This is a genomic window from Plantactinospora sp. B6F1, from assembly GCF_040120695.1.
Classification (GTDB): Bacteria; Actinomycetota; Actinomycetes; order Mycobacteriales; family Micromonosporaceae; genus Plantactinospora.
On the sequence record NZ_JBEEAC010000019.1, the window covers coordinates 23,467 to 37,879 of the forward strand.

The window sequence follows — 14,413 nt, forward strand, 5'->3', positions numbered from 1 at the left end:
CCCACCGAACGTCGAAGCGGCGGCGTCAGCCCGTCGGGGCGGGCATCGCCCCCGGGCGACGGAGGTCGTCGACCTCCACCACCTCGCGGCCGAGCGGCCAGAACGCCGCCGGGACCAGCTTGAAGTTGGCGATGCCGAACGGGATTCCGATGATCGTGACGCAGAGCGCGACCCCGGCGACGATGTGCGCCAGCGCGAGCCACCAGCCGGCGAGTACCACCCAGAGCACGTTCGCCAGCCCGGAACCGAGCCCGGCACCGGGCTTCGCCACCAGGGTCCGGCCGAACGGCCAGAGCGAGTAGTAGGCCAGCCGCAGCGCGGCGACTCCGAACGGAATGGTCACGACCAGCACGAAGCAGATCAGGGCCGCGATCCCGTAGCCGATGGCGAGGGCGATGCCGCTGCCGAAGACCAGCCAGAGCAGGTTGAGGACGAAACGCACCATGCTCCCATCGTGCGCCCTCCGATCAACTCGTACGCCCTCCGGTCGACTCGTACGCTCTCGGGTCACTGCGCCGGCACGTAGAGGGCGTCGATCTCGGCCCGCAGCGGCAGCGCGACGGAGGCACCGAGCCGGCGGGCACAGGCGGCGCCGGCCGCGCTCGCCCAGCGGACCGCGTCGACCAGCTCCCTGCCCTCGCCCCAGGCCACCGCCAGCGCGCCGGTGAAGGCGTCCCCGGCGGCCGTGGAGTCGACCAGGTCCACCGTGACCGCGGGCACGTGCACGGCGGTACCGTCGCGGTCGCCGTACCAGGCGCCGTGCCGGCCCAGCGTCAACACCGCGCGGGGCACCACGGCGAGCAGCGCCGCCGGGTTCTCCTGCCCGCAGCCGGTGATCGCCCGCGCCTCCGCCTCGTTGACCACCAGCAGGTCGACCGAGTCGAGCAGCTCGACCGGTACCGGCTGGGCGGGCGCCGCGTTCAGCACCACCCGGGTCCCGGCGGACCGGGCCGCCCGAGCCGCCCGGGTCACCGTGTCGACAGGGATCTCCAACTGCGCGACCAGCACGTCCGCCTCGCGTACGGCCGTCAGCTCGCCCTCGGTGAGTCCGGTAAACGCCGAGTTCGCGGCCGGGGTGACCACGATCGTGTTCTCCCCCTCGGCGTCGACGGTGACCACCGCCACCCCGGATGCGCCGTAGACCACCCGGACCCGTTCGGTGTCCACCCCGGCGGCCGAGATCCGGGCCTTGAGCGTCACACCGAACGAGTCGGAGCCGATCGCCCCGAGCAGTGCGGCGTCGGCGCCGGCCCGGGCGGCCGCGATCGCCTGGTTGGCGCCCTTGCCGCCGGCCACCATCACGAAGTCGGTGCCGAAGACGGCCTCCCCGGGTTTCGGCAGGGCGTCGGTGGTGACCATCAGGTCCATGTTGGCGCTGCCCATGACTACGACCCGCGGCCGGCTCACCGGCGGCACCTCCCGTTTCGGCGACCGCCCGGGTGAACCCCTTTCCGCCCCCGACCGGTCCGTCGTGGCCGGGGACAGGGGTCGAGGGGCGGCCCGGGCAGCTCAGGCGGAAAGGGGTTCAGTCTAGAGCCGGCCGTTGTCGGTGTCGTCTGGCAGGCTGCCAGACATGGGACAGATGCCGATCGGAGTGATGTACCGGTGCGACACCGCCCCGGAGCAGCTTCCGGCGTACGCCCGGCTGGTGGAGCGGCTGGGCTACGACGAGCTGTGGGTGGTCGAGGACTGCTTCTACGGCGGGGCGGTCTCCAGCGCCGCCGTCGCCGCGGCGGTGACCGACCGGCTCAGGATCGGCATCGGCATCCTGCCGGCGGCGTTCCGGAATCCCGCGCTGGCCGCCATGGAGCTGGCCAACCTCGCCCGGCTCTTCCCCGGCCGGATCCTGCCCGGGTTCGGGCACGGGGTGCCGGAGTGGGTCCGGCAGGTCGGTGCCGGGCACCCCTCCCCGCTGGCGGTCCTCGGGGAGACCGTCGCGGTGGTACGCGCCCTGCTGGCCGGGGAACGGGTCACCGTCGCCGGTCGGCACGCCCGACTGCGCGAGGTGGCGTTGGACTTCCCGCCGGAGCAGCCGCCCCCGGTCTCGACCGGCGTACGGGCCGAGAAGTCGCTGCGGCTCTCCGGCCGGGTGGCGGACGGGACGATCCTGGCCGAGGGAGCCAGCCCGGCGTACGTGCGTTGGGCGCGGAAGTTGATCGACGAGGGTCGCCGGGAGGCCGGTCGTACCGACGACCACCGGCTCACCGTCTACGCCCACCTGGACTTCGACGAGGGCCGGGCAAGCGCCCGCCGGGAGTTCGCCGCCCAACTCGCCGGCGGCTGGGTGCTTCCACCGGCCGACGCCGACCTGGCCGACGAGATCACCGGCATGCTGGCCGGGTCGTCCGGCGTCGAGACGCTGGCGGCGGCCCTGCCCGAGCACTACCTCGACCGGTTCACCACGGCCGGCGGCGTCGCGCAGTGCACGACGGCGGTGACCCGGCTCCGGGAGGCGAGCGCGGACGCCGTGGTCTTCGTCCCGCCCCGCGACGCCCAGTCGGCGGTCGCCCAGGTCACCCTGGCCGCCGAGACGCTGCTTCCGGCGATCCACGCCGCCACCGCCCGCTGACCGACACCCACCCGCCGATCCGCCGCCATCCACCTGGACACCAGATACGTAAAGCGTGTGCCGTGACGCCTCTGCCGTCCAGGTGACGGGCCGACCCCACCCGACGACAGCCAGCCCGCCCACGCCAGCAGCCGACGACGACGGGCGGGCCGGCGACGGGCGGGCGGGCACCGCGTGCGACAGCGAGCGGGTCGGCAGGGCGAGCGGTGGCGGGCGGGTGCTCAGGCGGCGCGGGCGGTGAAGCGGTCGCCGGAGAACTCCACCACCAGCGGCACCCCGAAGGTCTTGGAGAGGTACTCGCCGGTGACCGTGTCCGCCAGCGGTCCCTGCGCCACGATGCCGCCCTCGCGGAGCAGCATGGCGTGGGTGAAGCCCGGCGGGATCTCCTCCACGTGGTGTGTCACCATCACCATCGCCGGTGCGTCGGGGTCGTGGGCCAGATCCGCGAGCCGGGCCACCAGGTCCTCCCGGCCACCGAGGTCCAGCCCGGCCGCCGGCTCGTCGAGCAGCAGCAGCTCCGGGTCGGTCATCAGCGCGCGGGCGATCTGGGTCCGCTTCCGCTCGCCCTCGGAGAGGGTCCCGTAGGTGCGGTCGGCCAGCGGCAGCACGCCGAACTGGTCGAGCAGGGCGTTGGCCCGCGCTTCGTCCAGTTCGTCGTACCGTTCGCGCCAGCGGCCCACCACCGACCAGGCGGCGGTCAGCACCACGTCCCGGACCCGCTCCTCGGCCGGGACCCGCTCGGCCAGCCCCGCCGTGGTCAGCCCGATCCGGGTACGCAGCTCGGCCAGGTCGGTGCGGCCGATCCGCTCGCCGAGCGCGTGCACCAGGCCGGTGGTCGGGTGCATCCGCCCGGCCGCCAGGTTGAGCAGTGTCGTCTTGCCCGCGCCGTTGGGGCCGAGGACCACCCAGCGCTCGTTCGGCCACACCCGCCACGTCACGTCACGCAGCAGTGGGGTGCCGGAGCGCAGTACGCCGACCCCGTGGAAGTCGATCACCACGTCCGGGGGTACCGGTGCCGGGGAGCCGGCGTCGGCAGGGACGGAAACCGGATCATCACGCACCCGACCATCCAACCACGCAGCACCGCTCCCCCCGCGACCAGCGTCCGGGCCGTAGGGTGAGGCGCCGTGTCGTACGTCACGTTGCCCGGAGGTGAGGCGTGCCGGCGGTGTCGTACTCGATCCTCTGGCCGACCGTGCTGCTCGGGCTGACGGTGCTGGTCGTCGGCGGCGCGTTCGCCACCTTCCGCCGCCGCGACCTGGCCTGAGTGGTTGGTAAGGAAGGGCCCCCGCTGCAACGGAAAACGACAAGCGGGGGCCCTTCCTTACATGTCAGACCCGGCTGACTCGGATGGCGTCGGCGATGATCAGGCCGGTGCCGCCGGTCCACCGGCTCACCGCCACCTTGTTCCCGTCACCGGCGGCGAGGGTGAAGGTGCCGAGAGTCCGCCACACGCCACCGCCGGAGCGCTGGTCGACGTAGACGGTCTGGTTACCGGTGGTGGTGGCGATGATGTACGGCGCCGAGCTGTTGTATCCGGGGTCGGCCGGGTACCAGGCGTCCACCCGGTAGCTGCCGGTCTCCGGGATGTTCACCTTGTACCAGGCCGGGTCGCTCGACTCGACCGGGTTCGCGAACCGGTAGTCCGCGCCCTGCTTCTGCCCGGAGTACGACGAGGTGCCCCAGTTGGCGCTCGCGGTGAACCGGTCGGCGGCGGAGTTGTCGACCGTCTGCGACCAGCCGCTGGGCGGGGTGGTCGAGCCGGTGACGAGCTCCATGTAGTAGGTCCAGTTCCAGTGCGGCCCCGGGTCGGTGTGGGTGGCGCCGGGGACCTGGTTGTGCCCGATGATCCGGGTCCGGGTCTTCGGGATGCCGTACCGGTCGCAGAGGTGCCGGGTCAGCGCGGCCGAGGAGCGGTACATGGCGTCGGTGAACCAGGATGCCTGGCTGACGTACCCCTCGTGCTCGATGCCGATCGACTGGGTGTTGTAGGTCCAGTTGCCGGCGTGCCAGGCGATGTCCTTCTCCCGTACCGACTGGGTCACCGCACCGTCCGAGGAGCGGATCGTGTAGTGGGCGCTGACCTGCGAGGCCGGGTTCTGGAACCAGCTGATCGCGCCGGCATACGACCCCTGGGTCACGTGGATCACCACGTAGTTGATCGGGTACGACGACTCGCGGCTCGACGCGGTGTAGTTGGCCGAGTGGGCGGGCGCCCAGGCCGCCGGCCCGTAGTCGGTGCTCATGATGCCCATCCCGTCGGTGCTGCCGACCGGGGCCACGTCGCGCAGGGCTCCCCGGTCCGGGGCGACCTTGCGGGCGGGTACCCGTACCGGCCCTTCGGCGGTGGCGGCGTCGAGGCCGGAGCCGAGCAGGTCGTAGACGGTGTCGGCGTAGAGCCGGGCGACGGCCGGGGTGCTGGCGCCGCCGTACCGCACGACGGTGCCGTACCAGCGGTCGACGTCGCGGCGCTGTGCGGCGGTGAGTCCGGCGGCGTCGGCGTACGACCGCAGCACCGCTGCCGCACCGGCGACGTTGGCGGCGGAGTCGGTACGCAGGGCGTCCCGGTCCAGGCCGGTCAGTGCGGCGGCCTCGTCCAGGGTGCGCAGCTTCGGGTTGCTGGTCAGGTGCATGACGCCGTAGCCGCCGGAGGCGCTTGGCGCGCCCGCGTGCCCGTCGAGGTGCGTCTCGGCGTAGCCGAGCGCCACGAGCAGGTCACGGGGTACGTCGTACCTGGCTGCCGCCGCGTCGAAGGCGGCGGCCAGCGATCCGTTCACCGCGGCCGGGGCGGGCGCGGCCGGCCGGTCGACGGGTGCGGATGGTCCGGCCAGCGCGGGCTGGCCGGTGAGGCCGATGGCGAGGGACGCGATCAGGGTGGCGCCGAGCAGGTGGCTCGGACGCGATTGGGGGTTCCGAACGGTCACCGTCACTCCTCCCCGGAGAAGGGACGTCCCGAGGGTCGGGACGCCGGGTGGCCGTACCGTATAGCCTTACTTCTGTCTATGTCGAGACCTTGCACCCAACTCCTGGCTCATGAAAAATATCTACATGTCAGCGCGACGGGTGCGCCCGGCCGGCACCCACGGGTGCGGCAGTTCGGTCGGGCGGGGAGCCGGCCACCTCGTCGCGGACGGCGCCGAGGGCCAGCAGTCAGCCGAGCGTGGAGCCGCACACCTCGTCGCCGCCGAAGTCGAGGATCACGAAGTCGAGGATCACCGGTCAGCCGAGCGTGGAGCCGAACACCTCGTCGCGGACGGCGTCGAGGGCCACCCGGAGGGCGCCGCGCAGCACCGGCTCGTCGGTCAGCTCGGTGGGTACGACCCTGGGGGTGACCAGGGTGATCGCGGCGACCTCGTGCTGCACCCGCTCGGCCAGCGCGGTGCCGCCGGCCTGGCCGACCTCACCGGCCAGCACCACCAGCGGCGGGTCGAGCACCACGCAACTGCTCGCCACCCCGAGCGCGAGGCGCCGGGCGACCTCGTCGAGCACCGGCCCACCCTCGGTACCGGCCGCGATGGCGGCCCGGATCGCGTCCGCCGCCGAGCCGGCCCGGAAGCCGTGCTCGCGGGCCACCGCGCGGACCGCGTCGGAGCCGGCGAGCTGGCCGAAGGCCGGTTTCGCCCGCCGGGAGGCGTCCCGGGGAATGGGCGCGCCGGGCACCGGCAGGTAGCCGATCTCGCCGGCCGCGCCGGTGCTGCCGTGGTGCAGCCGGCCGTTCAGCACGATGGCCAGACCGACGCCGACGCCGAGCCAGACCAGCACGAAGTCGTCCACCCCGCGCGCCGCACCGGACTCCGACTCGGCCACCGCGGCCAGGTTCACGTCGTTCTCGAAGACCACCGGGGTGTCCAGATCCTCGCGGAGCGCGGCGAGCAGGCCCCGGTGCCAGCGGGGCAGGTTGAACGCGAAGGTGATGTCCCCGGTGGCCGGGTCGACCAGGCCGGGCGTGCCGAGCACCACCCGGCGTACGGACGACAGCTCGGCCCCGGCGTCGCTCGCCGCCTGCACCACCGCGTTGTGCACCACACCCACCGGGTCGTCGGTGTCCCGGGTGGACTGCTCGACCCGGCCGATCACCTCGCCGGTGATGTCGGCGCAGGCCGCCACCACCCGGTCCGGCCCGACGTCGACGCCGACCACGTGCGCGGTTCCCGGCCGGACGGCGTAGAGCTGCGCGTTCGGGCCGCGACCGCCGGCCTGCTCGCCGACCCGGCTGACCAGCCCGCGCTCCTCCAGGCGTTCCACGAGCTGGGACGCGGTGACCTTGGACAACCCGGTCAGCTCGCCCAGCTGCGCGCGGGTGAGCGGCCCGCGCGAGAGCAGCAGCTCCAGTGCGGCCCGGTCGTTGAGCGCGCGGAGCAGCCGGGGTGTACCAGGTAGCCGGGTCGTCGCCATGCGGTGTCCCTCGTTGTTTAAGAAGCTTTCTTAATAGCTAGGCTAGCCTTCGTGGGAGTAGCCGTAGCGTAATGGCCCGGTACGGCCGGAGCGTTAAGCCGATCCGGTAGCGCTCGGCCGCGAGATGGTCCACCCGGGTGCGACACTCGGAGCCGGGAAAGGGCCGAAGGGGGAGGAACGTGCCGACCGATCCAGGAATCCGGCGCCTGGCGCTGGGCACACTGCTCGCCGCCTTCCCCGGCACCAGCCCGCCCGGCTGGGCGCTCGACCTGCTCGCCGACGGGCTGGCCGGGCACACCCTGTTCGGCCGGAACATCGCGCACCCCGACCAGGTCGCCGCCACCACGGCCGCGCTGCGCCAGGCCCGGCCGGACGTACTCATCGCGATCGACGAGGAGGGGGGCGACGTCACCCGGCTCGCGCACGCCACCGGCAGCCCCTACCCGGGCAACGCCGCGCTCGGCGCGGTGCACGACGTCGGGCTGACCGAGCGGGTCTACCACGCGATCGGCAACGACCTCGCGGCGGTCGGGGTCAACCTCAACCTCGCGCCCACCGTCGACGTCAACACCGCCGACGACAACCCGATCATCGGCACCCGGGCGTTCGGCGCCGACCCGGCCCGGGTCGCCACGCACGCCGCCGCCGCGGTCACCGGGCTACAGTCCGCCGGGGTCGCCGCCTGCGCCAAGCACTTCCCCGGGCACGGTGCCACGGTCGCCGACTCGCACCTCGAACTGCCCACCGTGGACGTACCGGTCGAGCTGCTCCGGGCCCGCGACCTGCCACCCTTCGCGGCGGTGGTCGCCGCGGGCACCAGGGCGATCATGACCGCGCACATCCGGGTGCCGGCGCTCACCGGCGACGACCCGGCGACGTTCAGCCCCGCCGTGCTGGGCGACCTGCTCCGGGGCGAGTACGGCTTCACCGGCGCGGTGCTGACCGACGCGCTGGAGATGCGTGGCGCGGCGGTGGCCGCCGGTGGCGTCGGGCCGGGCGCGGTCCGGGCGCTGGCCGCCGGGGCCGACCTGCTCTGCATCGGCGCGCAGGTCGACGCCGAGCTGGTCGAGCTGGTGGTCACCGAGATCGTCGCCGCATTGGCTGACGGCCGCCTCGACCGGGGCCGGGTCGAGCAGGCCGCCGAGCGGACCGCCGTGCTCGCCGCGTGGACCGGGGCCGCCGCGCCGGTCCGGGCCGCCGGAACAGACCTCGGGTACGCCGCCGCGCGCCGCGCCGTCCGAGTCGAGGGCAGCCTCGACGGGCTCGGCACACCGCTGGTGGTACAGCTCTTCGCCGCCTCCACGATCGCCGAGGGGCGGGTGCCGTGGGGTCTCGAGCCACACCTGGGCGGCACCGAACAGCTCGGGGTCGTCGCCGCCGAGACGGACGCGGCCGCCCTTCGGAAACGGGCCGCCGGACGGCCGATCGTCGTGGTCGGCCGGCACCTGCACCGGCTGCCCGGCGGCCCCGAACTGGTCGAGGCGCTGGCCGGCAGCCACCCGGTGACCGTGGTCGAGATGGGCTGGCCCTCCGGCTGGCGCCCGGCCGGGGTACGCGCCTTCGTCACCACGTACGGCGCCAGCCACGCCAACGGCCGCGCCGCCGCCGAGGCCCTGCACCTGACCCACTGACCGGCACGACCCACTGACAGGCACGCTCCGCTGACCGGCACGCTCCACTGACCGGCACGACGCACTGACCGGCCCGCTCCGGTCGGCCCTGCGATGAGGGCATACCTTGATCCCTACCAGGTCAAGTCCGCCGAACGGCCAGTTCGGACGAGGCCGCCGCAGGCTTGTAGAAGTTCGAGACGAATACGTAGCGTTACCGATACTGCGAACGACGTCACCACCTGGACCTCGGCCTGGGAGAGGACGCGGACCGTGGACCCCGGCGCGGGTCCACGGTCCGCGGACCACCCGCACGTTCCACGCTCCGCGGCTGACCCGCACGCGTGGCGCCAGGGCGACCGGCTGTTCCGGGCGGCGTCGCCAGCGCTTCGCATCGACGCCAAACCGTGGCGCGGAGGGGCGCTCCTGATTGGACCGCTCCGGTCACGACTCCGCCGGCTCGCCCCCCGCTCCGGTCACGGTCCCGCCGGCTCGCCCTCCCGCTCCAGTCCGTATGCGGACCAGCCCCGGTCGTCGAATCCGGCGGCCTCGGCGACCCGGGCCGACGCGAGGTTGTCGGGGTCGTGCAGATATGTCGGCACCGCGCCCTCGTCCAGGACCCGCCGGGCCGCCTGCGCGACCAGCCGACGGGCCAGTCCCCGGCCCCGGCCCGCCGGCTCGGTGCCGACGGCGATCTCGTGCCCGTAGCCGTCGTGCCGTTTGATGCCCACCCCGGCGAGGTAGCCGCCGTAGGAGTCCCGCACCACCAGCACCTCGCCGCCGAACGGCCGAAGCCACGGTGGCACGACCGGGTCGGCGGCGTCGACCCACTCACCGCCGTCCGGTAGCGGCGCCGGGGCGAGCGTGTAGCGGAACACCGCCCGGTAGCCCGCCCAGCCGGGCAGGCCGACCACGGCGGGCAGGTCGGCCAGCAGCGCCGCGATCGGCCGGCGTCCGAGCGCGCGTACGGCGGCGACCCGGGCCGGCGGCACCGAGAGTACGACCCCGAGCTGGTTGCCGACCCCGATCACCGGATGCCGCTCACCGTCCCAGCCCGGTTGGACCCGGCGCTCCGAGCCGACCACGTCCAGCGACCCTCCGGCCGGCCACTGGCCCAGCCAGGTCACCAGATGGTGATGCAGCCGCTGGTCGAGCATCCACCCGCCCCCGATCAACCGCCGGCCCGACAGGCCCGCCCCGGACAACCCGGTCGACGAAGATTATCAATGGCGGCCCGCCGACTCCCGTCACCAGGGTGAGCGGCGGTGGCGGCGGTGGCGACAGACCGACCGACCGGAGTGGACACACCGGGACGGCATACTGTCCCCGACAATCTCCGAGTCCGCAGGCCAACCCACCCAGGACTGTCCCAAAAAGGTGATCTTCGTTCAAACCGGGGGTTGAGGCATCACACCGGGCGCTGCTAGCGTGCGCCGGTACTCAAAGATCGTGGATGCGGCTCAACGGCGCCCACGACGCCAGAACCTGGCGAGTAATCGATCATTCGGCCTTCGACCGGCACGGGACGGTGTAATGGGCTTTCGTGCTTCGAGCCTGCGTACCAAGGTTGTCGCCCTGCTGGTCACCCTGACCGCGCTATGGGCGTTCGGCGCGTGGGTCACCCTCCGGGATGGATTGAACCTGGTCTGGGTGCAGACCCTGGAGGCTCAGGTGTACGCGCCGAGCGAACCGCTGGTGCTGAACCTGCAGAACGAGCGACGGGTCTCGCTGGCCTACCTGGGCGCACCGGAGGCACCGCCCCGGGAGCAACTGGAGGCGGAGCGCCGGAAGGTACTCGCGGACGTGGCGATCTTCCGTGCCAACGCCCAGGGCTGGTTCGCCGAGCTGGCGGCGCGGCCGGAACTCGAACAACGGATCGAGGAGGCGCTGGCCAAGCTCGACGGGCTGGCCACGGTCCGGGAGGCGGTGGACGGCCGCCGCATCGAGCGGCTGGCCGCCGGGCAGGCGTACACCGAGACGATCGGGGCGATCTTCCGGATCTACGGCTCGCTGGGCAACCTCGACGCCGGTGACATCGACCGCCGGGTCGAGAACCTGATCCGGTTCACCAGGTCCCGCGAGGTGGCCTCCCAGGTCGACGCGCTGCTGACCGGCGCCTACGCCGCCAGGCGGATCAGTCCTGCCGAGCACGCCCGGGTGATCCAGCTGATCGGCGCCGAGCGGATGATGGCGGACGAGGCAATGGCCGAACTGCCCCGGGCCGACCAGGAGCGCTACCGCCGGGCGCTCCAGCAGGGGCCGCTTGCCCGGCTGCGCGCGGCCGAGGACCGGATCGTCCGGGATGGGCGCGTGAACGGCCGCCCGGCGGTCCCGGCGGACGAGTGGCGCGGCACCATCGATCCCGGCCTGGAGGAACTGCTCCGGTTGCAGGTGGCCGGCGGCGACGAGGTGGTCAAGGCCGCCACCCCCGGCGCCATCGGCACCATCGTACGAGTGTTGATCATGGCCATCCTCGGCCTCGTCGCCGTCGTCATCTGCGTGAACACCGCGCGGTCGATGGTGCGCCAACTCGAACGGCTCCGCCTGGCGGCACTCAAGCTCGCCAACGAGCGGCTGCCGGACCTGGTCGGTCGGCTCGGCCGGGGCGAGACGGTCGACGTCAGCGCGGACGCCCCACCGCTGGAGGCCGGTCCCGACGAGATCGGGCAGGTGGCCCGGGCGTTCAACGTCGCCCAGGAGACCGCCGTCCGGACCGCGGTGGAACAGGCCGAACTGCGCCGCAGCGTCCGGGACATCTTCCTCAGCCTGGCCCGGCGTACCCAGGCGCTGATCCACCGGCAGCTCACCCTGCTGGACGCGATGGAGCGCCGGGAGAACGACCCGGAGGAGCTGGAGGACCTGTTCCGGGTCGACCACCTCGCCACCCGGATGCGACGCAACGCGGAGAACCTGATCGTGCTCTCCGGCTCGACCCCGGGCCGGGCCTGGCGACGGAACGTCCCGATGATCGACGTACTGCGGGGGGCGGTCGCCGAGGTCGAGGACTACGCCCGGGTCACCGTGCTGCCGGTCGGCGCGGTGGACCTCGCCGGCCGGGCGGTCGGTGACGTCATCCACCTGATCGCGGAGCTGGTCGAGAACGCGCTCTCCTTCTCTCCCCCGCACACCGGAGTGCAGGTCAGCGGTCAACTCGTCGCCAACGGCTACGCGGTGGAGATCGAGGACCGCGGGCTGGGCATGAGCGCCGAGGACCGGGCCGCCGCCAACGAGCGGATCGCCACCCAACACGAGTTCACCCTCGCCAGCGGTGCCGCCCAGCTCGGCCTCTACGTGGTCAGCCGGCTGACCGAGCGGCACGGCATCCGGGTCAGGTTGAAGGAGTCGCCGTACGGCGGGACCACGGCGGTGGTACTGCTCCCGCCGGCCCTGATCACCGACCGCAGCGCCGAGGGCGAGCCGATCACCGGCTCGATGCCGGTCGAACGGCTCGCGGCGAGCGCGGTCGGCGGCAGCGTACGGCGACCGTCGGGTCGGGAGATCGGCCGCCTGCCGGGACGGGAGTCGGCACGCCCGGACGGGCGGGAGTCGGGTCGTGAGTCGGCGCAACGCCCCGGCCGGGAGTCCGGGTCGGATCAGGCGGAGCCGCATCGGGCCGTCGAGTTGCCCGGCGCCGGAGCCCCGCTCAACACCTCCGGTCGGCCACCCGGCGCACCGCCGAAGCCCGACCTGGCGCCGCCGCCGATGCCGGACGTCACGGCCGGCCGGCCCGACCGCTCCTCGACCCGGCCGGCGCTCGGCACTCCCCAGCCGGACCCCGGATCGACCGGATCGACGGCACTGCCGGGACCGGGCGGGTCGACGGCGTTCCCGGGATCGACCGGGTCGACGGCGTTCCCGGGGCCGGGCGGCCCGACGGCGCGGTCCGGCCTCTCCTCCCGGTCACCCGAGGCGGCGAACACCCCGTCCGAGGTGATCGCCCCCGATGTGGCGACGAGACGGTCCGATGTGGCATCGCCGGATGCATCCGGTGCGCGCGTCGCAAGGGCCACCGGGACCGGCGCGGCCGGCTCCTCCCCGCCGGGGGCGGGGCCGGCTCCGGCGAGCGGCCCGGCCTCGCAGACCCCGTCCGGCCTGCCGGTCCGGGTTCGGCAGGCGAACCTCGCCGCGCCGCTGCGTGGCGAGGACGACCGGACCGAACCGGAGCCGGCGGAGGAACAGGCCCCCCGTACTCCTGAACAGATCCGCCGGATGATGAGTTCCTATCAATCGGGCACCCGGCGCGGACGGTCCGACGCCGGGCGCCCGGTGGACGACGATGACGCGACCGGCTCGGCTCCACCCGAGTCCTGACCGCGCCCCGGGTCCGAGATGGCGATATCACCGGTAGAGAGAGGGACGAACCCGTGCAGAAGACAGCGTCCAACCTCGACCTGACCTGGTTGCTCGACGACCTGGTCGGTCGGGTGAAACAGACCCAGCACGCCATCCTGCTCTCCGTCGACGGGCTGCTCATGGCCTCGTCGCGGGAGCTGGACCGGGACGACGCGGAACACCTGGCCGCGGTTGCCTCCGGCGTACAGAGCCTGGCCCGGGGTGCCGGCAAGCGGTTCGGTGGCGGACCGGTGCAGCAGACCATCATCGAGATGCGCTCGGCGTTCCTGTTCGTCACCGCTGCCGGCCACGGCGCGTGTCTGGCCGTACTCGCGTCGGAGGACGCGGACGTCGGCCTGATCGCGTACGAGATGGCGATGCTGGTGACCCGGGCCGGCAAGTACCTCGCGTCGAGCACCCGGACGCCCGACGCAGCCTCCCGACACCAGTGATCCCCGGTCATGACCGAGTACGAGGAGCCTCCCGAAGTCCACTGGGTCGACGAGCACGCCGGCCCGGTGGTCCGGCCGTATGCGGTGACCCGGGGTCGCGCCCGGCCGGTGACCGGCAAGTTCGACCTGATCTCTCAGGTGAGCACGGTGCGGACGGTCTCCGCCCGGGACGTCGGGCTGGGGCCGGAGCATCTGGCGATCGTCGCGCTCTGCCGGCGGCGGCTCTCGGTCGCCGAGGTCGCGGCGCATCTGGATCTGCCGCTCGGCACCATCCGGGTGCTGCTCGGTGATCTGCTCGAACGACGGCTCGTCCGGGTGTACGAGCCACGGCCGACACCGGTCCTTACCGATGACAGCATCTTCGAACAGGTGATAAATGGGCTACGCGCACTCTGACGGTGCCGACCAGGCCGGGACGCCCGGCGAGCCGATGCCGACCGCCGTCAAGATCCTCATCGCGGGCGGCTTCGGCGTCGGCAAGACCACCATGGTCGGCGCGGTCAGCGAGACCCGTCCACTCAGGACAGAGGAGCTTCTCACCGAGGAGGGCGTCAGCGTCGACGATCTCTCCGGGGTGGAGGCGAAGACCACCACCACGGTGGCGATGGACTTCGGCCGGATCAGCATCAACGACGAGTTGGTGCTCTATCTCTTCGGCACCCCCGGTCAGGACCGGTTCTGGTTCGTCTGGGACGAGTTGGCGCTCGGCGCGCTCGGGGCGGTGGTGCTCGCCGACACCCGCCGGCTCGCCGACTGCTTCCCGTCGGTCGACTACTTCGAGAAGCACGGCACGCCGTTCATCGTGGCGGTCAACTGCTTCGAGGGCGCCCGGCAGTACCAGCTCGACGAGGTGACGCAGGCGCTGAGCCTCGATCCGGGCGTGCCGGTCATGCTCTGCGACGCCCGGAAGCGGGAGTCCGGCAAGGAGGTGCTGATCGCCGTGCTCGAACACGCGATGCGCAGCCACCGGGCGATGTCGGCGGCCAGCGCCGGCTGAGCCGCCGCCGACCGGTGCCACCCGACCGGCCCGGCCGCCCCCGACGGGGGCGGTCCGG

12 protein-coding genes are annotated in these 14,413 nt (G+C 73.2%); 6 read left to right on the forward strand and 6 right to left on the reverse strand.

Annotated elements, in window-relative coordinates:
* Positions 1 to 25 precede the first annotated feature (25 nt).
* Both ABNF97_RS22580 and ABNF97_RS22585 read right to left on the reverse strand, forming a co-directional pair.
* On the reverse strand, positions 26 to 445 hold the full coding sequence (locus tag ABNF97_RS22580) for a YccF domain-containing protein (RefSeq protein ID WP_349339704.1): 420 nt from the start codon (positions 443 to 445) through the stop codon (positions 26 to 28).
* A gap of 62 nt (positions 446 to 507) precedes the next feature.
* The gene (locus tag ABNF97_RS22585; protein ID WP_130464494.1) at positions 508 to 1,407 is read right to left on the reverse strand and encodes a PfkB family carbohydrate kinase; all 900 of its coding nucleotides are present in this window, start codon (positions 1,405 to 1,407) and stop codon (positions 508 to 510) included.
* 166 nt (positions 1,408 to 1,573) lie between these two features.
* Between ABNF97_RS22585 and ABNF97_RS22590 the strand changes: the two genes are divergently transcribed.
* On the forward strand, positions 1,574 to 2,569 hold the full coding sequence (locus ABNF97_RS22590) for an LLM class flavin-dependent oxidoreductase (protein ID WP_349339705.1): 996 nt from the start codon (positions 1,574 to 1,576) through the stop codon (positions 2,567 to 2,569).
* Between the two features lie 221 nt (positions 2,570 to 2,790).
* Here the strand turns inward: ABNF97_RS22590 and ABNF97_RS22595 are convergent, their stop codons facing one another.
* The 3 genes from ABNF97_RS22595 to ABNF97_RS22605 all read right to left on the reverse strand — a co-directional run bounded on the left by ABNF97_RS22595 (position 2,791) and on the right by ABNF97_RS22605 (position 6,964).
* Positions 2,791 to 3,630 carry an ATP-binding cassette domain-containing protein gene (locus ABNF97_RS22595; protein ID WP_130464496.1) on the reverse strand — a complete coding sequence of 280 codons (840 nt, stop codon included), beginning with the start codon at positions 3,628 to 3,630 and terminating at the stop codon, positions 2,791 to 2,793.
* A gap of 270 nt (positions 3,631 to 3,900) precedes the next feature.
* Positions 3,901 to 5,493, reverse strand: coding sequence for a golvesin C-terminal-like domain-containing protein (locus tag ABNF97_RS22600; RefSeq protein ID WP_349339706.1), 1,593 nt, complete (start codon positions 5,491 to 5,493; stop codon positions 3,901 to 3,903).
* A 295-nt stretch (positions 5,494 to 5,788) separates the two neighbouring features.
* Positions 5,789 to 6,964 (reverse strand): ROK family protein, encoded by a 1,176-nt coding sequence (locus ABNF97_RS22605; protein ID WP_130464498.1) that lies wholly within the window; start codon positions 6,962 to 6,964, stop codon positions 5,789 to 5,791.
* Positions 6,965 to 7,143: 179 nt separating this feature from the next.
* Here ABNF97_RS22605 and ABNF97_RS22610 point away from each other — a divergent pair, with 179 nt between their 5' ends.
* Positions 7,144 to 8,595 (forward strand): glycoside hydrolase family 3 protein, encoded by a 1,452-nt coding sequence (locus ABNF97_RS22610; protein ID WP_349339707.1) that lies wholly within the window; start codon positions 7,144 to 7,146, stop codon positions 8,593 to 8,595.
* Between the two features lie 455 nt (positions 8,596 to 9,050).
* Here the strand turns inward: ABNF97_RS22610 and ABNF97_RS22615 are convergent, their stop codons facing one another.
* The gene (locus ABNF97_RS22615; protein WP_349339708.1) at positions 9,051 to 9,731 is read right to left on the reverse strand and encodes a GNAT family N-acetyltransferase; all 681 of its coding nucleotides are present in this window, start codon (positions 9,729 to 9,731) and stop codon (positions 9,051 to 9,053) included.
* Between the two features lie 376 nt (positions 9,732 to 10,107).
* On the opposite strand from ABNF97_RS22615, the gene ABNF97_RS22620 reads away from it, so the two are divergent.
* From ABNF97_RS22620 to ABNF97_RS22635, 4 genes are read left to right on the forward strand one after another with little or no spacing between them, the layout of a single operon-like run.
* Positions 10,108 to 12,885 carry a nitrate- and nitrite sensing domain-containing protein gene (locus ABNF97_RS22620; protein WP_349339709.1) on the forward strand — a complete coding sequence of 926 codons (2,778 nt, stop codon included), beginning with the start codon at positions 10,108 to 10,110 and terminating at the stop codon, positions 12,883 to 12,885.
* A 53-nt stretch (positions 12,886 to 12,938) separates the two neighbouring features.
* Positions 12,939 to 13,358 (forward strand): roadblock/LC7 domain-containing protein, encoded by a 420-nt coding sequence (locus tag ABNF97_RS22625; protein WP_130464501.1) that lies wholly within the window; start codon positions 12,939 to 12,941, stop codon positions 13,356 to 13,358.
* Positions 13,359 to 13,367: 9 nt separating this feature from the next.
* Positions 13,368 to 13,754 (forward strand): DUF742 domain-containing protein, encoded by a 387-nt coding sequence (locus ABNF97_RS22630; protein ID WP_130464502.1) that lies wholly within the window; start codon positions 13,368 to 13,370, stop codon positions 13,752 to 13,754.
* Positions 13,735 to 14,355 (forward strand): ATP/GTP-binding protein, encoded by a 621-nt coding sequence (locus ABNF97_RS22635; protein ID WP_130464503.1) that lies wholly within the window; start codon positions 13,735 to 13,737, stop codon positions 14,353 to 14,355. The genes ABNF97_RS22630 and ABNF97_RS22635 overlap by 20 nt, the downstream gene beginning before the upstream one ends.
* The last annotated feature ends 58 nt before the right edge of the window (positions 14,356 to 14,413 follow it).